Annotated in this window: 22 protein-coding genes; 9 read left to right on the plus strand and 13 right to left on the minus strand. The window is 45.6% G+C overall.

Going from position 1 to position 18490, the window contains the following annotated elements; all coding sequences use genetic code 11:
* Nucleotides 1–38: 38 nt before the first annotated feature.
* Entirely contained in the window at nt 39–449 is a 411-nt protein-coding gene (locus KCTCHS21_RS19435) for a VanZ family protein (protein ID WP_130612109.1), read from the minus strand.
* 155 nt (nt 450–604) lie between these two features.
* Here KCTCHS21_RS19435 and KCTCHS21_RS19440 point away from each other — a divergent pair, with 155 nt between their 5' ends.
* The gene (locus KCTCHS21_RS19440) at nt 605–1126 is read left to right on the plus strand and encodes a type 1 glutamine amidotransferase domain-containing protein (RefSeq protein WP_130612112.1); all 522 of its coding nucleotides are present in this window, start codon (nt 605–607) and stop codon (nt 1124–1126) included.
* Nucleotides 1127–1193: 67 nt separating this feature from the next.
* On the opposite strand, the gene ptsP is transcribed toward KCTCHS21_RS19440, so the two are convergent.
* The 6 genes from ptsP to KCTCHS21_RS19470 all read right to left on the minus strand — a co-directional run bounded on the left by ptsP (nt 1194) and on the right by KCTCHS21_RS19470 (nt 7444).
* Nucleotides 1194–2948, minus strand: coding sequence for a phosphoenolpyruvate--protein phosphotransferase (gene ptsP, locus KCTCHS21_RS19445; RefSeq protein WP_130612115.1), 1755 nt, complete (start codon nt 2946–2948; stop codon nt 1194–1196).
* Nucleotides 2945–4792 (minus strand): glucose PTS transporter subunit IIA, encoded by a 1848-nt coding sequence (locus KCTCHS21_RS19450; RefSeq protein WP_408621813.1) that lies wholly within the window; start codon nt 4790–4792, stop codon nt 2945–2947. Before KCTCHS21_RS19450 ends, ptsP begins: the two co-directional genes overlap by 4 nt.
* 108 nt (nt 4793–4900) lie before the next feature.
* A complete protein-coding gene (locus KCTCHS21_RS19455) occupies nt 4901–5335 on the minus strand; it encodes a CoA-binding protein (RefSeq protein ID WP_130612121.1) in 435 nt (144 codons plus the stop codon).
* 36 nt (nt 5336–5371) lie between these two features.
* A complete protein-coding gene (gene aroA, locus KCTCHS21_RS19460; RefSeq protein WP_130612124.1) occupies nt 5372–6664 on the minus strand; it encodes a 3-phosphoshikimate 1-carboxyvinyltransferase in 1293 nt (430 codons plus the stop codon).
* Nucleotides 6665–6686: 22 nt separating this feature from the next.
* Nucleotides 6687–7067 carry a fluoride efflux transporter FluC gene (locus KCTCHS21_RS19465; RefSeq protein WP_130612127.1) on the minus strand — a complete coding sequence of 127 codons (381 nt, stop codon included), beginning with the start codon at nt 7065–7067 and terminating at the stop codon, nt 6687–6689.
* The gene (locus KCTCHS21_RS19470) at nt 7064–7444 is read right to left on the minus strand and encodes a fluoride efflux transporter FluC (RefSeq protein ID WP_130612130.1); all 381 of its coding nucleotides are present in this window, start codon (nt 7442–7444) and stop codon (nt 7064–7066) included. The genes KCTCHS21_RS19465 and KCTCHS21_RS19470 overlap by 4 nt, the downstream gene beginning before the upstream one ends.
* Nucleotides 7445–7524: 80 nt before the next feature.
* Here KCTCHS21_RS19470 and KCTCHS21_RS19475 point away from each other — a divergent pair, with 80 nt between their 5' ends.
* Nucleotides 7525–7830: a rhodanese-like domain-containing protein gene (locus KCTCHS21_RS19475; protein WP_130612133.1), complete on the plus strand. Its 306-nt coding sequence runs from the start codon at nt 7525–7527 to the stop codon at nt 7828–7830.
* Here KCTCHS21_RS19475 and KCTCHS21_RS19480 read toward each other — a convergent pair.
* Entirely contained in the window at nt 7827–8363 is a 537-nt protein-coding gene (locus tag KCTCHS21_RS19480; RefSeq protein ID WP_269472718.1) for a shikimate kinase, read from the minus strand. The two genes, KCTCHS21_RS19475 and KCTCHS21_RS19480, sit on opposite strands and share 4 nt — an antisense overlap.
* Before the next feature lie 412 nt (nt 8364–8775).
* Nucleotides 8776–10191: an NADP-dependent phosphogluconate dehydrogenase gene (gene gndA, locus KCTCHS21_RS19485; RefSeq protein WP_130612136.1), complete on the minus strand. Its 1416-nt coding sequence runs from the start codon at nt 10189–10191 to the stop codon at nt 8776–8778.
* Between the two features lie 181 nt (nt 10192–10372).
* Between gndA and KCTCHS21_RS19490 the strand changes: the two genes are divergently transcribed.
* Nucleotides 10373–10903, plus strand: coding sequence for a YceI family protein (locus KCTCHS21_RS19490; protein WP_130612139.1), 531 nt, complete (start codon nt 10373–10375; stop codon nt 10901–10903).
* 74 nt (nt 10904–10977) lie between these two features.
* On the opposite strand, the gene KCTCHS21_RS19495 is transcribed toward KCTCHS21_RS19490, so the two are convergent.
* The 4 genes from KCTCHS21_RS19495 to KCTCHS21_RS19510 all read right to left on the minus strand — a co-directional run bounded on the left by KCTCHS21_RS19495 (nt 10978) and on the right by KCTCHS21_RS19510 (nt 15026).
* Nucleotides 10978–11577, minus strand: coding sequence for a hypothetical protein (locus KCTCHS21_RS19495; RefSeq protein ID WP_130612142.1), 600 nt, complete (start codon nt 11575–11577; stop codon nt 10978–10980).
* A 186-nt stretch (nt 11578–11763) separates the two neighbouring features.
* Nucleotides 11764–12921, minus strand: a complete 1158-nt coding sequence (locus KCTCHS21_RS19500) for an ABC transporter permease (RefSeq protein WP_130612145.1) — start codon at nt 12919–12921, stop codon at nt 11764–11766.
* Nucleotides 12918–14051, minus strand: a complete 1134-nt coding sequence (locus KCTCHS21_RS19505; RefSeq protein ID WP_130612148.1) for an ABC transporter permease — start codon at nt 14049–14051, stop codon at nt 12918–12920. Before KCTCHS21_RS19505 ends, KCTCHS21_RS19500 begins: the two co-directional genes overlap by 4 nt.
* Nucleotides 14052–14081: 30 nt before the next feature.
* A complete protein-coding gene (locus tag KCTCHS21_RS19510; protein WP_130612151.1) occupies nt 14082–15026 on the minus strand; it encodes an ABC transporter ATP-binding protein in 945 nt (314 codons plus the stop codon).
* A gap of 158 nt (nt 15027–15184) precedes the next feature.
* Between KCTCHS21_RS19510 and KCTCHS21_RS19515 the strand changes: the two genes are divergently transcribed.
* From KCTCHS21_RS19515 to KCTCHS21_RS31195, 6 genes are all read left to right on the plus strand, one after another.
* Entirely contained in the window at nt 15185–16333 is a 1149-nt protein-coding gene (locus tag KCTCHS21_RS19515) for a sensor histidine kinase (RefSeq protein WP_130612153.1), read from the plus strand.
* A gap of 3 nt (nt 16334–16336) precedes the next feature.
* Nucleotides 16337–16999 (plus strand): response regulator, encoded by a 663-nt coding sequence (locus KCTCHS21_RS19520; protein WP_130612156.1) that lies wholly within the window; start codon nt 16337–16339, stop codon nt 16997–16999.
* A gap of 20 nt (nt 17000–17019) precedes the next feature.
* Nucleotides 17020–17661 (plus strand): YktB family protein, encoded by a 642-nt coding sequence (locus tag KCTCHS21_RS19525; protein WP_130612159.1) that lies wholly within the window; start codon nt 17020–17022, stop codon nt 17659–17661.
* Between the two features lie 117 nt (nt 17662–17778).
* The gene (locus KCTCHS21_RS19530) at nt 17779–18078 is read left to right on the plus strand and encodes a hypothetical protein (protein ID WP_130612162.1); all 300 of its coding nucleotides are present in this window, start codon (nt 17779–17781) and stop codon (nt 18076–18078) included.
* Nucleotides 18079–18135: 57 nt separating this feature from the next.
* A complete protein-coding gene (locus KCTCHS21_RS31190) occupies nt 18136–18318 on the plus strand; it encodes a hypothetical protein (RefSeq protein ID WP_130612165.1) in 183 nt (60 codons plus the stop codon).
* Nucleotides 18319–18339: 21 nt separating this feature from the next.
* Nucleotides 18340–18489, plus strand: a complete 150-nt coding sequence (locus KCTCHS21_RS31195) for a hypothetical protein (RefSeq protein ID WP_162309352.1) — start codon at nt 18340–18342, stop codon at nt 18487–18489.
* The last annotated feature ends 1 nt before the right edge of the window (nt 18490 follow it).

Consider the following 18490-nt stretch of genomic DNA (forward strand, 5'->3'; position numbering starts at 1 on the left):
CCGATTTATATTCGTTCAGACGACTATTAAATCCTGCTTTATCCCTCTCTGTAATTTTTGGATTTTTTCCTATTTACTAGAGAAAAGATAAGGAACACAAGCAGGCTTGCCGCAGCAGCCCCCATTCCATCATGCAGCAAATCAAGCGGATCGGGACTTCTCTTCGGTACAAAGGATTGATGCCACTCATCAGACAAGCCATAAAGCACACAGAAAGCAATATTTAACAACACTCCCAGCCAAGTTCCAGCCCGTCTTCCGAGTGCAAAGGCAACCGTTAATCCGAGAATAAAATAGGCCACATAGTGCATCGGGTTAAAATCGCTTAAACCTGGCAACCATTTCTGCACCCATGGTAAATAGCTGTCCAATTGCTCGCCGCTCCGTGATGAGCTAATGAATATAGCTATCATACATATTAAAGCAGGGATGTATCTCCAATTTTTCATAAAGAAAGATTGATTCTTGCTGGTGGATTTGATTACCAAAATAGATCTCGCTCCTCTCAATGCCGATAATAACGTGAAGGAATGCCAATGATTTGGTACAATAGATTCCTGAACGACAACATTTTATTATGCTTATTAATAGGAGGACTGCATAAATGGCAGCAAGCAAAAGCGTAGTATGTTTGCTAGATGATGAATTTGAAGATTTAGAGCTATGGTACCCTGTATATCGCTTACGTGAAGAAGGTGCCGAAGTTCTATATGCCGGCCCAGAAAAGGGGCGCAAGCATATCGGCAAATATGGCGTTCCTGCTGTGGCCGATATTTCTTATGACGATCTAGATGTAAATCGGTTCGATGGTCTGCTAGTACCTGGCGGTTGGGCACCGGACAAAATACGCCGCGATCCCCGTGTTCTTGATTTTGTGCGCAGTATGAACGATGCTAATAAGCCGATCGGGCAAATTTGCCATGCCGGCTGGGTGCTCATCTCTGCCAAAATTCTAGAAGGAAGAACCGTTACTTCCACACCAGGTATTAGAGATGATATGGAAAACGCTGGTTCCGTTTGGCTTGATGAAGCGGTTGTCATTGATCGCAACATTGTATCCGCACGCAGACCGCCAGATCTTCCACCTTATGCTAAAGCGTTCTGCGATTTAGTGTTCAATCGCTAGTCTAGAAATAAGAAGTGCCTCCACGCTGCCGGGCTTCCCGAGTTAATGGCGTGGAGGCACTTTCTAGTTAAATTAAAGGTTTGATATTCCCCAATGCCATAGCCGCTTCCATATGAAACTGACTAGCTAACGCTCGAACTTCAGCCGCAGTTTTGCATCGGAACATTTCTTCTAGTAGCTGGCGGCTCTCTGAAGCCTTTGTACGAAGCATACTCTCTTTGACCGGAAGTATCGCCTGCGCAGACAAGCTTAATTCTTCAATACCAAGTCCTAGCCAGATCGGCAGTGCGTTTACATCCCCTGCGATCTCACCACATATATTAACAGGAATTCCGTTCTTATGTGCCGCATTAGCCACTGTGCGCAGCATACGCAATATAGCGGGATGGTATGGCTCATACAAATGGCTAATTTGCTCGTTCATCCGATCAACCGCTAAAGTGAATTGAATCAAATCATTCGTACCGATACTGAAAAATGATACTTCCTCCGCAAGCATATCTGCGATGGCAACCGCAGCAGGAACCTCAATCATTATGCCCACTTTAATATTAGCTTGATGAGGTATGCCCTCCTCAGTCAGCTCACGCTCAGCCTCGGCTAATACGGTATTCGCTTCTCGAACCTCGTCAACGGAAGCGATGAGCGGATACATGATTTGCACATCACCGAAATGAGAGGCTCGGAGAATGGCACGAAGCTGCGTCTTGAATAAATCCTTACGGTCCAGACTAAAGCGAATGGCTCTGAAGCCGAGAAAAGGATTTTCTTCTTCTGGCAGCTCATAATAATCAAGCTGTTTGTCTCCCCCAATATCGAGAGTACGTATAATTAAAGTCTCGCCCTTAATCTTCTCCACAACTGCACGGTAAACCTCGAATTGCTCTTGCTCTGAAGGAAACTGGTTACGATCCATATACAGAAATTCAGTACGGAATAGCCCCACGCCTTGGGCTCCATTGCTGAGCGCCGCCTCTAGCTCCTTCAATGAGCTAATATTAGCCGCAAGTGTCAATGACACTCCATCCTTCGTAACCGCAGGTAATTCCGCTATCGACAGCAGCTGCTCCCTTTGGGATATTTGGCGTCTGCGTAAGTCTGTATAGCGAGCTACAGTTTCCGAGCTCGGATCGACCTGTAGAACACCAGTCCCGCCATCAATAATAAGCAGGTCTCCTGTTCCAATGATTTGCTCGAGCTTTCCTTCTAGTCCCATAACCATTGGAATCCCAAACGCTCTAGCCATAATGGCAGAATGGGACGTTGGACTCCCAACCATCGTAACTATTCCAAGCACCAAATCCGGCTTCAAATGGACAAGCTGCGAGGGTGACAGCTCACGTACGACAAGAACGAAGGGCTGTGTATCCTCGGGCAATGAAATATCAGGTGCTCCTAGCAAATGCTTAAGAAGACGATTACCTACATCTTTAATATCAAGCGCACGCTCTTTCATATACTCATCATCCAGAAGATCAAACATCGTTACAAAATGATCAATCGCTTCTTTAACGGCTACTTCGGCGACTTTATATTGCCTTTGAATGATCCCTTGAATTTCGTACATGAACACAGGATCCTCAAGAATGGCCAGATGTGCATCGAAAATACTAGCCTCCTCGGAGCCGACAACCTCGTCTAGCTCCGTTCTCATCTGGTTGATCTCCGTTTTAGAACGACGAATCCCTTCATACAGTCGATCGAATTCCTTCGCTAAATCTGCAACGTCAATTTTTTGATCCGGTAGCTCCCACTCCCAATGCGGTAGTACGAATGCTTTACCAATGGCTATCCCCTGCGAGGCACCTAATGCTTGTATCATTTCTCCGCCCCCTTGTTCTCTCTCTCGTTCACGACAACCGACATCACCGCAGCCTGACCCTTTTTAACGACTTTAAATGGTGCGAAGCGCCAGGATTTAACGATATCACTGTTTGTAATGACCATCGGCGTGGCTAATGACTTGGCATGCTTCTTCAAGGTTGGAAGATGGAATTTAAGTAAGGGCTGTCCTGGTGATACCTCGTCCCCCATCTTGACTAGAATGGTGAAACCTTTTCCTTCTAGATGCGAGGTATTAATTCCTACATGAAGGAGAACCTCCAGCCCGTCTTTCGTTAATAAGCCGATAGCATGCAAGGAAGGATGGATATGAATGACTTTCCCCTGAACAGGTGCGACCAACTCTCCCTTATCGGGAATAAATGCGACTCCACGTCCAACCAATCGCTGAGCAAAAATCGGATCGTCCACCTCTTCAAGTGGAATCATTCTTCCTTGAACAGGAGAGTGGAATTGTACCTGTTGAACGTCCATCTGCATATGCTTATGAATTTCTTCTCTAATAAGTTCAGAGAAGGTGCCGAACACAACCTGGACATTACCGCCCCCAAGGCGAATAACTCCTGCCGCGCCTAGATGACGCAGCGATTGTACATCCACCTTGCGATCATCCTCTAACGTAAGCCGAAGTCGAGTTATACAAGCCTCCAGCCTGATCATATTTTCCTTACCGCCTAGTGCCTGCAAGATTAAAGGCGCGCGGTACGGAATATGTCCAGCCCAATCGTCCAGCCTTGTCGCGTCTTCCCGCCCAGGTGTAGCCAGTTGAAAGCGCCTGATGCTCCAGCGAAATAATACATAATAAATCAGTGCTACCGCAACACCTATCGGAAGCAATAGCCATCCTCGGTGCGCTAGCGGCATATTAACTAGGTATTCAAGCGCCCCCGCGGAGAAGGTAAATCCATGATGGATATCAAGCTCGTACACAAGCCACATGATCCCCCCCGAAAGAAGCGCATGAATAAGAAATAAATAGGGGGCCACGAATAAGAAAGCAAATTCAACCGGCTCTGTAATTCCTGTAAGAAAAGAGCCAAGCGCTGCTACTCTAAATTGCTTGCTTGTCTTTGGCTTCAAATCTTCTCGGGCTTCATGAATAATTGCAAATGCTATCGCTGGTAAAGCAAACATCATCACAGGATAGAGCCCTGCCATGAACGTTCCAGCTGTAGGATCTCCTGCAAAAAAACGCGGCAAATCACCGAAATATATCGCACCGCTCGTGTCCTCATACTGCCCGACCTGAAACCAGAACAAATGGTTCAATATATGATGAAGACCAAAAGCTACTAATATTCGATGTAAAAAGCCATATAAAAAAACACCAAAGCCACCTGCAGAATAAACAAGCGTGCCTGCTGATGCTGCCCAGCTCTTAAGTCCTTCACCTGCACCGATCATAAGCCAAGCGAATAGCAAGGAGACGACACTCATGAAAAGCGGAACAAACCGCGAGCCCCCAATAAATTGCAAAAATTCGGGTAGCTGAAACGATTTAAACCGATCATGAGCCCAAGCGGAAAGAACCCCAATGATTGCTCCCGCAAACATGGAGGGTTGTACGCCGTTCGGATCATAGGTATGAGTTACAATATGAAAAATAAACATCCCTGTTAACGCGGCCATTCCTGCGGTCGCGGTCTGATTGGACATTCCTAGTGCGATGCCTATCGCAAATACATAGGGAACATATTGAAATATAGCCATTCCCGCAGCATGAAGAAGCTCGGGCACTAGTGGCCATCCGAAGGAATCCCAAGGCAATCGAGCCAGCATTAGAAATATAGCGGCGGCAGGTAGCACCGTCATCGGCAGCATCATAGCCCTTCCTAACCTCTGGAGATAGCCAATTCCGTACAAGCGTTTCCCCTCCTTTCCGTTAGAAAGAGTTGCTGGATGCAACTCTTTCTTGAATGATAACTTAGTCTCCTACAGTGTCGCCCTACCGTTCGGAAGAAGAATGGAATCTTCTACTTTGATGCAACGATCCATAATAACGCGCAGCCCGCGTGCGCTGGCGATCTCTGCCGCTTCCTCATTCAATATACCTAATTGGAGCCACAGCACTTTAGCGCCGATAGCAACAGCCTCCTCCGCAATCGGAGGAGTATGCTCAGGACGACGAAAAACATTAACGATATCAACAGGATGAGGAATATCCTTTAGCGATGCATAGCAGGTTTCACCGAGTATAGATGCTGCTTTCGGATTAACCGGGATAATTCGGTAGCCCTTCTTCTGCATAGCCTCGGAAACCATGTATGAAACCTTGGAAGGATCATCAGACAATCCGACCACTGCTATTGTAGGAGAATCCAACAATATTTGTTTAATTTCTTCGCGTGATGGATGAACGTACGACATAGCCTCATTGCCTCCCTTTGTAGTTGGTAGATCCGCTTAGTCTACCCATTCAACCTTAGCGCCAAGCGCTTTCAGATGGTCAAAATAGATGGGGTACGATTTAGCGACATGATGTGCATCCTTGATTCGAATCGGAGCAGCAGAACGCAAACCTACAACCGTGAGCGCCATAATAACACGATGGTCGTAGTGAGCATCAATTTCCACGCCGCCTTCTACGCCTTCTGGTCGACCATGGACGATAATTTCATCCTTCTTCTCTTCCACTCGCGCTCCCGCTTTACGTAGCTCCGCTAAATAATCGGTAATTCGATCACACTCTTTGTAACGCAAATTTTCAACATTATAGAAACGAGAGGTTCCTTCTGCGAATACGGCAGCGGCAACCATCGCTAACACGCCGTCTGTGAATTCATCTCCATCGAACTCAACTGCCGTCAATCGTCCGTTACCTTTAACATGAACAACGCCATTCTCATGTGTTAAAGGAACGTTCATAGCACGAAGTACATCAACAACTGCGCGCTCCCCTTGCTTGCTCTCCTCCATCAGACGGTGAACGACAACATCGGATTCCGTTACTGCAGCAGCAGCTAATATCGCTGCAGAGCCAGGATAATCTCCTTGCACCGTATAGGTCTGCGCCTTGTACTTCTGTTTGCCGGGAATTTTATAATGCATAAGATCCTCGGAAGCTTCAATGACAATACCTGCTTGAGCAAGCACCTCTAAGGTTTGACCGATAACGACCTTAGACTTCAGATCATGTAACACTTCGATCTCGCTGTCTTCATCAAGAAGTGGTGTCAAGAACAAGAGAGAGCTAAGAAACTGGGAGCTTACGTGACCCGAAACCTTTATTTTACCACCACGAGGGTTTCCACCTTTAATTGTCATCGGCAGGCGACCATTCGTATGCTCAATTTCCACGCCCATGCTCTCTAGAGCGACAATTAAGTCATCATGAGGTCTTTTGCCTAGAGACTCGGGGTATGCATTGATGAAATTGACCTCTGGCAGCAATGCAGCAATGGACATAATGAACCGTAAAACGGCACCTGCATTACCTACATCAAGCTCTTTCGTAGGATGAGGGTTACGACCAAAGCCAGTAATAACAATTTTCTCTGAATCTTCCTCCACCACAGCTCCCAGATCACGAATACAGCGACGCATCGCTTCTCCATCTTCACTGTGTGCGGGATACAATATTGTGCTTGTCCCTTCAGATAATGCAGACACAAGCAAATAACGTGTCGTATAGTTTTTAGACGATAGGGCTTGTATTTCACCATTGAGCTTTCCTGTAGGGGTAACGATCATATCCATTAACAAACACGCTCCTTGTAAACTATGTATGTAGAAGATAACCTAATCCGACACCTAACGCCGTTAAGCCAAATCCTCCAATGTATGTAGCAGCTAAATAAATCCCAATTGTACGTTTGGACTCCCTATCCCTCATCGTCACTTTCTGTACGTTGAGAGTAGAATAAGTCGTGAATCCACCTAACAAGCCAACGACTGCAATCCGATTAGCCATAAGGTGCTCCTGTTCGAATTGGAGTCCTAAAAATACACCTATCGCGAATGAGCCCACAAGATTAACAATTAAGGTGCCATAGTAGCTAGGTCGTCTATTCTTAACAACCCATCGACCAATTCCATAACGCAGCAGCGCACCGATTGCTCCACCTACTCCAACCAGAGCCATTACAGCTATATCGCTCATGAAGGCTTGCCCCTTCCCCAAGCTAAGCCAGCAACTGCAAGCAGCCAGCCACCAACGCCACTTAATAAGACGTAGGCTGCTGAATAAACATAAGCATGATGCTCTAGCAATTCCCACAACTGCCCATTAAATGCGCTGAACGTCGTATAAGAGCCTATAAAACCGGTGCCAACGACTTCACCTACCCATTCCGGCATACGCAGACGGGACAACCTTCCGAATAAATAACCAAGCATTAAGGTGCCGGATAAATTAATAAAAAGGGTTGCCCAGGGAAAGGACAGCGGGCTCGTGCTTTGTGGAAACAATAAGCCGATTTCATAACGGGTTATCGTCCCAAGAAAGCCAGCTATGGCAATACCGAGTACAATTCTCATGATAAACCTCGCCCCTACATTGACATTCCCATCCACAGTTTCTTATGATGATGCTAGGCAATAAGAAAGGATGATCGATCATGAGCTCATACTCTACAACGACAGTTGAGGAACTGAAAGCAAGGCTCGATGCAGGAGAAAAAATTCACCTCATTGACGTTCGCGAAGCAGAAGAAGTCGCACAAGGAATTATTCCGGGAGCTATTCATATGCCCCTCGGTCAAGTACCTCAGCAGCTCGAAGAAATTCCACGGGACGAAGAGGTTATATTTATCTGTCGCAGCGGCTACCGTAGCGATCAGGCATGCCAATACTTATCTTCCCTAGGCTATACAGGGGTAACCAATCTTATCGGCGGTATGCTTGCTTGGGCGAATCAGCCCTAACCTCTCGGTTTAGGCAGCCACTGTATAAGTAGATCAGCCACTTCGGAAGGCGAACGCTTGGACGTGTCCACCATCACATGCGCGAAATCGTAGGCATTCCGCCTCGTCTCCAGCAAGGTGGTGACCCGTTCCTCCGCATCGCCTGCCAGAAGCGGTCTTGTTCCAGCGGCGGCTGCACTCGTAACACGGCGAATAAGGCTTTGCTTGTCCGCTGTAAGTGCTACAACCCATCCTCCAGCTAGCATCTTGCGCCGATTGCTCTCACGCAGCACGGCTCCGCCTCCGGTCGCCACTACGCGCTTGCCCTGGTTAAGAACATTTTCTATAACCTTACTTTCCCAGTCGCGGAAGATGACTTCTCCATCTTCGGAAAATATCTGTTTAATGGATCGACCGGCTACCCTTTCAATTTCTTCGTCCGTATCCACACTTTCCCAGCCAAGACGGTCAGACAACAAACGGCTAACCGTAGATTTGCCCGTCCCCATGAAGCCAACAATAATAATATTCTGGCTTGAGTCGTTTCCGCTCAAAAAAAGTTCCCCATTCCTTAATTTTACGCTTTATCTATCATAGCATATCGATCTAGTGGTATAAAACGACGAGTTTTTCCGTAACTTTGATAGTGTACAAACTTATCCCCAAAGGTGATGCTGCATTTGGAATATAAACCTGTTTTTCCGCAAAACGATCAATCGCTCCGCCGTCTACTCGACCCCTCGTACCCGCTATGCAGGGAGGATGTGCTGTGGGCACTCGGCTTCATTAAGAAAAAAGTGGCCGACGGAGCTCCCGAATGGTCGGGGCTCGATCGGCCACAGCTGCTTGCCCATTTCGCCTGTTTCGCGGATATGGCCTTACTTCTCCTACATCGGCGCAGTCCAAGCGGTCAAGAAACCGCCTGCTTCCGTGCGATGTTGAACGAGCTTCTTCCCCACGACTGAATTAAGAATTAATCCAGTTGTGGTGGAAGGAGCCTTCTTTGTCCAAACGTTTGAATGTATGTGCACCAAAGTAGTCGCGTTGAGCTTGAAGCAAATTCGCAGGCAAACGCTCAGAACGGTAGCTATCATAATAAGCAATAGCGCTCGCGAACGACGGTACTGGAATTCCGTAAGCGATAGCCGTAGATACGACCTCGCGCCAAGCATCCTGATACGCTTCAACAACGTCTTTGAAGTATTCGTCCAACAGAAGGTTGCGTAGCTCTGGATCACGGTCATAGGCATCTTTAATGTTTTGCAAGAAGCGTGCACGAATGATGCAACCACCGCGGAAGATCATCGCGATATCGCCGTAGCGCAAGTCCCAGCCATACTCTTCTGAAGCAGCACGCATTTGAGCGAACCCTTGTGCATAAGAGCAAATTTTGCTGGCGAACAATGCTTTTCTTACACTCTCAATGAATGCAGCTTTGTCGCCTTGGAATGCGTTTGTTTTAGGTCCTTTAAGCACTTTGCTTGCAGCAACCCGTTCTTCCTTCATTGCGGAAAGGAAACGTGAGAAAACCGACTCCGTAATAATCGACAAAGGAACACCAAGATCAAGCGCGCTTTGGCTCGTCCATTTTCCTGTTCCCTTTTGACCAGCAGCATCTAGGATGACATCAATCATAGGCTTGCCAGTTTCCGGATCCTTCTGAGCAAAAATATCAGTAGTGATCTCGATTAGGTAGCTATCCAGCTCACCCTTGTTCCACTCAGCGAAGATAGTGTGAAGCTCATCCGTTGAAACTCCAAGAACGTCTTTCAGCAATTGGTAAGCTTCGCAGATAAGCTGCATATCACCGTACTCAATACCGTTGTGCACCATCTTAACATAGTGACCAGCACCGTCAGGTCCGATGTATGTACAGCAAGGATCGCCGTTCACTTTAGCGGAAATTCCAGTAAGGATTGGTTCGACTAAACGGTAAGCTTCTTCTGGTCCACCTGGCATAATGGATGGGCCTTTAAGCGCGCCTTCTTCTCCGCCAGATACGCCTGTTCCGATAAAGTGGAAACCTTTTGCCGTCAAATCCTTGCTACGACGCTGTGTATCCGGGAAGTATGCATTACCGCCATCAATGATGATATCTCCTTGATCCAAATGTGGAATTAAGGATTCAATCGTCGCATCCGTTCCTGCCCCTGCTTGTACCATGATAAGAATTTTACGAGGCTTCTCAAGGGAGTTTACGAATTCTTCAACAGAATACGTTCCAACAAGCTTCTTACCTTGTCCGTCTGTATTCAACAAATCATCTGTTTTTTCTTTCGAGCGGTTGTATACCGCAACAGTAAATCCACGGCTCTCAATATTAAGAGCAAGGTTACGACCCATTACAGCTAAGCCGACTACACCAATGTTTGCATTAGACATGATTATCTTCATCCTTTAGAACAAAATTTTCACAATAGAACTATTGTACTCTTTTTACACAAAGATGAAAACCATCATTTGTCTTCTTTGAGATTTTCCAACGTTTCCCTAAAATTTCTCTTGCTATTTTTTGTTACTTATTATTTAATAGTAAATATAAAAAGTAAAGGAAGTGTTCATTATGGCAGCAAGCAATTGGGTACTGGATAAGTCACACAGCGGAATTAATTTCAGCGTACGTCACATGATGATTACTAACGTACGTGGAAGCTTTAATGAATTCGATGCTGTTGTATTAGCAGACAGCGATAATCTCTCCGCATTAGAAGCAAGCTTATCCATCAACGTAGACAGCATTAACACTAAGGACGATGGACGCGACGGCCATTTGAAATCTCCTGATTTCTTCAATGTCGAGCAATTTCCACAAATTGTTTTCAAGAAAACTTCACTCGAAGCCAAAGGCGGAGAAGATTACAAGCTGACCGGCGATATTACCATTGCTGGTGTAACCAAGTCGATTACGCTTAATACTGAAATCGCAGGTCCTGCCAAGGACCCGTGGGGCAACTCAAAATTCGGAGTCGTTGCAGATGGAATTATTAATCGTTCTGATTTCGGTCTTACTTATAACGCTGCACTTGAAACCGGCGGCATTCTCATCGGTGATGCGATCAAAATTCACATCGAGCTTGAGTTCGCTCAAGGATAAACAAGCATAAACAAAAGCGGAGCCCTCCCATACAGGGAACTCCGCTTTTGTTGTATATTGAGTTACTGCCCTCGTCACAGCTCCAAAAGCAACATCTCCGTGCGCATGCCCTTCAGTCTCTCTTTACTTGCTTCGATCGTTTCCGACCATCCATTCACAAGTGCCTCATGAAGAACTGCAAGCTCATAATCAATTTCTAGACGCATAACTCCCGCACGTTGTTCGGCTCTTTTGGATTTGAAAGCCTGAACCATGTCTTCAACTGTAACTTGCGGCCTTTTTTGAAAAATAATCCGATGTTCCATGCCGGACACCTCCACGAGACGGATAATTTCACCGAACATGATGTTCTCGATCCTAAGCACTTGGTGGTCATGAATTCTCTTTACAACAGCATGACCTCGAGAATCATTGATTAGCTTCTCAATCCAGAGCGATAGCTTCTCATCCTTAACCAAATAATCTCCAACCATCTTGTAGCGACCCAGTACCCTTAGAAATTTAAGCTTGAGCAGCTTCCGCCCTGTCCGGATGGAAACAATAAATTGGTGCTCGCTCTCGTTCCAGTACAAGGAATAGCCTTCCTGAATCAATTCACGAATCAAATTCTGAATTTGGCGACGATCAAATCGAAGCTCCAGATTACAATATTCCACTTCATGACTGCGATTCACGGCCATCCCCCCTCCTGCTTTTATCGCATGGTTTGAGATATTGACCGAATTGTCTGACTATTGCCGCTTACTTATATCTTATACTCCATCTTATGTAATGGCAACTTGGTTTCTTGACTATTTTCTCGCACATTTTATACAAAAATTCCGCTCCGGTATAACCGAAGCGAAATTAACGAGTTAGTATTAGCTTTGGGCAGGTCTTAGAACATAGGAACCAAATGCCAACAGCACAGCTGCAAAAAGAAGCAATATACCGAGCTCCAAGCCGATATCAGACAACGTGGAACCGAATGAAGCTCGCTCCATAGCAACAATGGCCCACCTCTGTGGCGTGAAGCTTGAGAGCTTCTGCATAAATTCAGGCATCATCGACACCGGCCAGAAACAGCCTCCGATCATACACGTCGGGATGACCACCAAATTGTTAATGCTCCCTAGATTGGCACTATTCTTGACAATTCCAGCAACTGCAGAAGAGATGCCAACTGCTGCGAGCAAGAAAAATTCCATAATAATGAGCAGCTTACCAAACGAAAGTCCAAAATCAAATCCAATGACATAGCGAGTGACAGCTAATATTAGAACCAACTGTAGCGTCCCGAGAATTAAGCAGCCTAGAAAGTTACCAAGTGCAATCTCAAAGGCCCTCACTGGTGCAGTGAACATTCTTGCCATCGTCCGGTTACCCCGGTCCTCCATAATGCCGTGTATCGATTGATTAGCCAAAATCATAATGAACAAAAGTGTTAGACCAACTACCAGAACAAAGGCATTATTGTACGTATTAACTATTTTCGTATGGATGACAGGGATGCCCCACTCCTCCTGCTGTTGCAGGAGCTCAGGAACTAGCTGATCTTTCCGCTGCGTTTCTTCTCCGGATAGTGAAACGAGCTGAACGCTTTGGGCTATTTTCCCCGTTGCCTCCTTAAGCGTAATCCCAAGAGAGGCGCTCCATAGCTGTTCATTTTTGCGAAACAGATTAACTTCTATCGGATCACCAGCTAGCATTTTCTCCGTGAAGCCAGCAGGTATATGGATTAGCCCAGCCCATTTGCCATCATAAACATTATTTTTTAGTTGCTCTAGTTTAGCTGTACTAGGGTCCTGCATTTCAATTTGATAGCTATCAATGGATTGAACAGATTGTATAATGCGATCGCCCATCCAACTCTGATCTTCATTTAGAACAGCAATTAGAGCCTTGTCATCTGATGCTTTACCGAACAAACCAATAATTCCAGAAATAACGATAATGGGTAAGAGAACTAACATTATGATGCTTTTACGAGTACCAATTGTTCTTTTAATAATGAGCCTTGCAATAAATAAGCTGTTCATGACAAGGCCACCGCCTTTCGAAATCTTACAATTGATAATCCAATAAGTACTAGCGTAATCGCGCTTAAGATTGTGACAGCCTGCCAGCTCTCAGATAAGCTTCCTCCAGCCATCATGCGGCGGAGCGCTTCATTGGCCCAATGATTGATGGTGAACTTTCCAATTCTCCGAATGCTAGCCCCTAAATCAACAATCATCCCCCCGCTTAGGAAGGTCATTACAATAATCAATAGACTGAAAATAGACTCAATCCCTCTGCGGCTTCTAATGAACGAGGAGATAATAATCGCAAAGCTCACCGTTGCCATAGAAACCAGTACACAAACGAGTGCAATTCCTCCATAATCCGTTCCCCAATTCACACCATATATCTCTTTAGTGAACAAAATAATAAAGGCAGCTTGGATAAAGGAAAACATTGTTACCCCTATTAATTTGCCTAACAGCATCGTATTCAGAGATACTGGCATCGCATACAGCCTTAGTAATGTTCCTGTATCCCTCTCTTTCGTAATCCCAATCGCTCCTGTCATTCCCGAATACAACATAAACATAACCAAATAAGCAACTGAATTGTACTGAAGTGCCGAAAACTTATTGAAATCTGTTATGTCGCCTGAAACAAGATTGCCGATTTGAACCAAGGAGCGAGAGCTAGCCAATTCTTTCTGACTGCTATTAACCTGATCTTGTGTCAGCTGCGGAAGCAGTATTTGAGCCGATTGGATGATGTTCCTATCCGCTATAAACCGATTCAGCATCGATTCTGCAATCATATTACGCTCCGTGAATTTGCCTGGATAGAGGTGGATCTCTCCTTCCACTACCACAAATCCGTAATCTGATTTACCCGAGAGCAAATCATCCTGAACCTCATCCACACTATCGCGTATTCGAGAATCCAAATAAGAGCTAACCTCAGCAGATGTTAAATATTGCTTAGCCGATAAGCTTAATTCATCATTTTCCGCTGAATATATAGAGAGCTTCACAGCCCTAGTATCACCATCCAAAGCATTGCCTAATAGAAAAATGAGCAATAAAGGAAGCACCAGCAGCATTAAAATAACAGTACGAATTCTAATAAGCTGATTGATCTCGTTCCATGCCATTAACAGCACTAATCTCATGATTATATTCCTCCTTCCTCTTCCCAGTCGTTAAACCCCATCACGCAAGGTGTGCCCAGTCATGGACAAAAATAAGCTTTCTAAATCCGGCTCTACCCGAGTTAGCTTCTGTAGTGCCAGACCATGCTTACTTAGAATGAACAAGATGTCTTGAAGATACGTCTGCGACTCTTGTAGCACGAGCTCCAGCTTGCTATCCTCTCTCCGTTGGAAAAAAGTGATCCGTGGATGCGTGCGAATTTCTTCTGCGGCTTCCTCCGTGAACCGGTTGCATTCCAGCATCAACCGTTCCTTAAGCCCGGCTTGCTGAATAAGCTCCTCCTTTGTCCCATGTGCGACAAGCTTACCCTGATCCATAATCCCAATTCTGGTGCTAATGGCTTCGACTTCTTCCATGTAGTGGCTCGTATAAATAATAGTCGACCCCATGGCGTTAAGCTTTTTAACCGATTCTAGAATATGGTTACGGGATTGAGGGTCTATGCCGACCGTTGGCTCATCCATAATAATTAATTTGGGCCTATGCATAATTGAACATGCGATATTCAATCTTCTCTTCATCCCTCCGGAAAAGGACTGCGGCTTATCTTTGGCATACTTCTGTAGCCCAGTAAATTCGAGCGCCTCTTCTACCCTTTCCTTCAGCAGGCTACCTTTAAGCCCATATAGTCTAGCGAAAAAGGTTACATTCTCACGCGCAGTTAACAAAGGGTAGATCGCCAGCTCCTGTGGCACAAGTCCAAGCCGCCGTTTAACCTCAAGCGGGTTCTTTGCCGTGGAATATCCATCGAGCGTAATTTCACCGCCATCAAGTGAAAGTAACCCAGCAAGCAAATGAATTGTCGTGCTTTTGCCTGCGCCATTAGGACCTAATAGCCCGAATATTTCACCTTGAGTAATTTCTAGATTTAAATGATTAACACTTATATTTGTTTCGTATCTTTTAACGACTCCTTTGAATTCAACCAATGCCATAACGGAAAGCCCCTCTCCAACCTTATTTATTCCATTGTAAACGACAGCATCTCATCCAACAGGTACACTGAGTCACCTTCTTAATCGTTATAAGGTGACAAAAGTCATTTACTGAATGCTATAATGTTCTCAACCCTGATCCCGGAAGGAGCGCCTGCATGCGGCAGCTGCTTGTCTGGTTGCAGCATCTGCTCATCGTGCTGCCTGCCATTGCCACCGTTTACGTAATATCCATACCTTCAATAGCTACTTATGTAGCTTATCTGTTGTTTGCCCTTCTGCTCGTAAGGATTACTGAGCTAGCACCACGATTTAGTTACTTGCTAGTACCTATTGAGATAATAGGCTTCGGATGGTTATCCTACACCTACGGCGGACTGTTATTTTTTCTTCTCTATTCCAGCTTAGTTTCAATCTTCCTCTATTTTCGCAGACCTATTGAGATTGTGTCCTTGGTACTTCTCACTAATGTTGCGTTGAACGTAGCTTCTCACCAAGAAGATTCGCTTCATATTTGGATTGTGAATTTAACTTGGCTAGCACTAACATTGCTGTTAGTGGCCATTCAAGCCATGACACGCAAACAGCTTCAGCTTGAGCGCAGCTATGAAACACTATCCTTGAAGCAAGATATTGTTGAACAGGAGCTTACAAGAACGCTGGAGTACGCTAGGAAGATCGAGGATTATGCACAGGTTCAGGAGCGTGGCCGCATTGCCACTGAGCTCCACGATGATTTAGGCCACCGACTCATTCGCGTTAAGATGATGACGGAAGCGGCGCTACAGCTCCTGGAACGGGATCCTAAGAAAGCTAACCATATGATTGAGCAGGTTCGCGATCAATTGGAAGAGAGTATGAACAATATGCGCTATACTGTTCGGAAGCTCCAGCCCAAGGAAGCAAGCAATGCAAGACGTTACGCGTTACATAGATTAATTGAGGATGCTGGAAGAGACTTGCAAATCGATGTTTCTTTCGACATAACGGGCAAGCCTTTTCCACTTTATCCGAGCGTGGAATATGTTTTGTACCGGAATGCACAAGAAGCCATCACCAACGCCGTCCGACATGGCGGTGCATCAACTGTTGAAATCGTAGTTGATTTCACTTCTGATCAAATAACAATGAGCATTACGAACAACGGCAAGCTTCCAGATGCAGTTGCATTTGGAATGGGTCTAAGAGGGATGCAGGAAAGACTAACCCTGTTAGGCGGCCAGCTTGTTGTGTCACTAGAACACGGATTTGTCATTACGACTATTGTGCCCTACCATGAAACAACGCCACCAATAGAAGGAGAATAGCCCTTGATACAAGTACTCATAGTTGACGATGATCCCTTCATTCGCGAAAGCCTGAATGTCATATTAGATCTTGATCCCGAGTTACAAATCGTTGGGACTTGCGGAAATGGTGAGGAAGCCTATCAATTCGCTAAGCAGCAATCGGGTATTGATATTGTACTCATGGATATCCGAATGCCCATTTGCGACGGAGTAGAAGGTACGCGAAAGCTCAAGCAGCTGGATAAACCACCATCCGTGCTTATTCTCACTACCTTCGATGATGATGAATATATCGTTCAAGCTATTCGCAATGGCGCGAATGGCTATTTACTTAAAAATGTCCCCCCAGCACGAATTATTTCTGGCATTAAATCAGTATTCGAAGGCAATCATCTGATCCATCCCGATATTGCACGCAAGCTAGCAGGCATGCTCGATTTACGCGGAAGCCATGCTGAACAAGCATCTAAACCAGATAAGACTGAAAAAGATCTGGCAGCACTTGGTTTAACTCCAGCCGAGCAAGACATTATTCGTTTGATCGCAGAGGGTAATTCCAACAAAGAAATTGCTGGCGCACTTTTCTTAAGTGAAGGCACTGTCAAAAACTATATTTCCGAAATATTAAGCAAATTAGCTTTACGCGACCGTACGCAAATCGCTATTTTTTATTTGAAAAAATAACTACTAGGAGAAATGAGACAATGAGTGCAATCGACACCGCCCTATTTACGGGCTTTAGTAGCAATGATTTTGATGTTTTTGAAATTGAAGGACTGGAGCCCCGTATGGAAGCTTTAATTGACCGGGTACGCCCTAAGTTAAATTCGCTCGGAGATCAGCTTGCTCGGTACCTCTCGCAAGCATGTGGGGAAGAAATGTTTGCCCATGTCGCTAAGCACGCTCGCCGTACCGTCAACCCGCCACATGACACTTGGGTAGCTTACGCCAACAACAAACGCGGGTACAAAGCGCATCCGCATTTTCAAATCGGGCTTTGGTCTACACATGTGTTCGTTCAATTTGCAATCATTTATGAATGCCCTAGCAAAAATATTTTTGCAGAGCGTGCTCTGGCCGAGCTAGATTCCATTAGAAGTGCCGTACCTCCTCATTTCGTATGGTCTAAGGATCACATGGTTCCGACAGGGATGGTTCACGGTGAATTATCCGACGAACAGCTAAGTGAGCTGTTTACCCGATTAAAAACAGTAAAAGCCTCTGAGCTCACCTGCGGTATCCATCTTGGACGGACAGATGACTTGCTTAAGAACGGCGATGCGTTCATCCAACGTGCTGAGGAAACCTTCTCTACGCTTCTTCCGCTGTATCGGATGGCTTTTTAGTCGGTTTTGTACGAGTTGTACGATTTTTTCGAGCTACTCGGTGAAATATGGCTTGATCGGTCGGCGTTGTACGATATTTTCGAGCTACGTGGCATGAAACGGCTTGAATAGTGGGAGATGTACGATTTTTTCGAGTTGCTCGGTGAAATATGGCTTGATCGGTGGACGTTGTACGATATTTTCGAGTTACTCGGTTGGATACAGCTTGATCGGTGGGCGTTGTGCGAATTTTTCGAGGTACGTGGCTGGAAACAGCCTGATCGGTCGGCTTTGTACGATATTTTCGAGCTACGTGGCTGGAAACGGCTTGATTATTGGGAAATGTACGATTTTTTCGAGCTACTCGGTTGGATACAGCTTGATCGGTCGGCGTTGTACGATATTTTCGAGCTACGTGGCTTGAAACGGCTTGAATAGTGGGAGATGTACGAATTTTTCGAGCTGCTCAGTAGGATACGGCTTGATTGATGGGCGTTGTACGATATTTTCGAGCTAAGTGCTGGAAACAGCTTGAATAGTGGGAGATGTACGATTTTTTCGAGCTGCTCTGTTGGGATACGACTTGATTGGTGGGAAATATACGATATTTTCGAGCTACTCGGTTGGATACAGCTTGATCCGTCGGCGTTGTACGATTTTTTCGAGCTACGTGGCTAGAAACGGCTTGATTAGTGGGAGATGTACGATTTTTTCGTGCTACTCGGTTGGATACAGCTTGATTGGTCGGTGTTGTACGATATTTTCGAGTTACTCGGTTGGATACAGCTTGATCGGTGGGCGTTGTGCGAATTTTTCGAGGTACGTGGCTGGAAACAGCCTGATCGGTAAG

The sequence above is a fragment of the Cohnella abietis genome (genome assembly GCF_004295585.1).
GTDB classification, from domain to species: domain Bacteria; phylum Bacillota; class Bacilli; order Paenibacillales; family Paenibacillaceae; genus Cohnella; species Cohnella abietis.

Bases quoted from the DNA above. Each gene is read 5' to 3' on its own strand.
- KCTCHS21_RS19435 (WP_130612109.1), bottom strand. From the start codon at position 449: ATGAAAAATTGGAGATACATCCCTGCTTTAATATGTATGATAGCTATA.
- KCTCHS21_RS19440 (WP_130612112.1), top strand. From the start codon at position 605: ATGGCAGCAAGCAAAAGCGTAGTATGTTTGCTAGATGATGAATTTGAA.
- ptsP (WP_130612115.1), bottom strand. From the start codon at position 2,948: ATGATACAAGCATTAGGTGCCTCGCAGGGGATAGCCATTGGTAAAGCA.
- KCTCHS21_RS19450 (WP_408621813.1), bottom strand. From the start codon at position 4,792: ATGATGCTGCCGATGACGGTGCTACCTGCCGCCGCTATATTTCTAATG.
- KCTCHS21_RS19455 (WP_130612121.1), bottom strand. From the start codon at position 5,335: ATGTCGTACGTTCATCCATCACGCGAAGAAATTAAACAAATATTGTTG.
- aroA (WP_130612124.1), bottom strand. From the start codon at position 6,664: ATGGATATGATCGTTACCCCTACAGGAAAGCTCAATGGTGAAATACAA.
- KCTCHS21_RS19465 (WP_130612127.1), bottom strand. From the start codon at position 7,067: ATGAGCGATATAGCTGTAATGGCTCTGGTTGGAGTAGGTGGAGCAATC.
- KCTCHS21_RS19470 (WP_130612130.1), bottom strand. From the start codon at position 7,444: ATGAGAATTGTACTCGGTATTGCCATAGCTGGCTTTCTTGGGACGATA.
- KCTCHS21_RS19475 (WP_130612133.1), top strand. From the start codon at position 7,525: ATGAGCTCATACTCTACAACGACAGTTGAGGAACTGAAAGCAAGGCTC.
- gndA (WP_130612136.1), bottom strand. From the start codon at position 10,191: ATGTCTAATGCAAACATTGGTGTAGTCGGCTTAGCTGTAATGGGTCGT.
- KCTCHS21_RS19490 (WP_130612139.1), top strand. From the start codon at position 10,373: ATGGCAGCAAGCAATTGGGTACTGGATAAGTCACACAGCGGAATTAAT.
- KCTCHS21_RS19500 (WP_130612145.1), bottom strand. From the start codon at position 12,921: ATGAACAGCTTATTTATTGCAAGGCTCATTATTAAAAGAACAATTGGT.
- KCTCHS21_RS19505 (WP_130612148.1), bottom strand. From the start codon at position 14,051: ATGAGATTAGTGCTGTTAATGGCATGGAACGAGATCAATCAGCTTATT.
- KCTCHS21_RS19510 (WP_130612151.1), bottom strand. From the start codon at position 15,026: ATGGCATTGGTTGAATTCAAAGGAGTCGTTAAAAGATACGAAACAAAT.
- KCTCHS21_RS19515 (WP_130612153.1), top strand. From the start codon at position 15,185: ATGCGGCAGCTGCTTGTCTGGTTGCAGCATCTGCTCATCGTGCTGCCT.
- KCTCHS21_RS19525 (WP_130612159.1), top strand. From the start codon at position 17,020: ATGAGTGCAATCGACACCGCCCTATTTACGGGCTTTAGTAGCAATGAT.
- KCTCHS21_RS19530 (WP_130612162.1), top strand. From the start codon at position 17,779: ATGTACGATTTTTTCGAGTTGCTCGGTGAAATATGGCTTGATCGGTGG.
- KCTCHS21_RS31195 (WP_162309352.1), top strand. From the start codon at position 18,340: ATGTACGATTTTTTCGTGCTACTCGGTTGGATACAGCTTGATTGGTCG.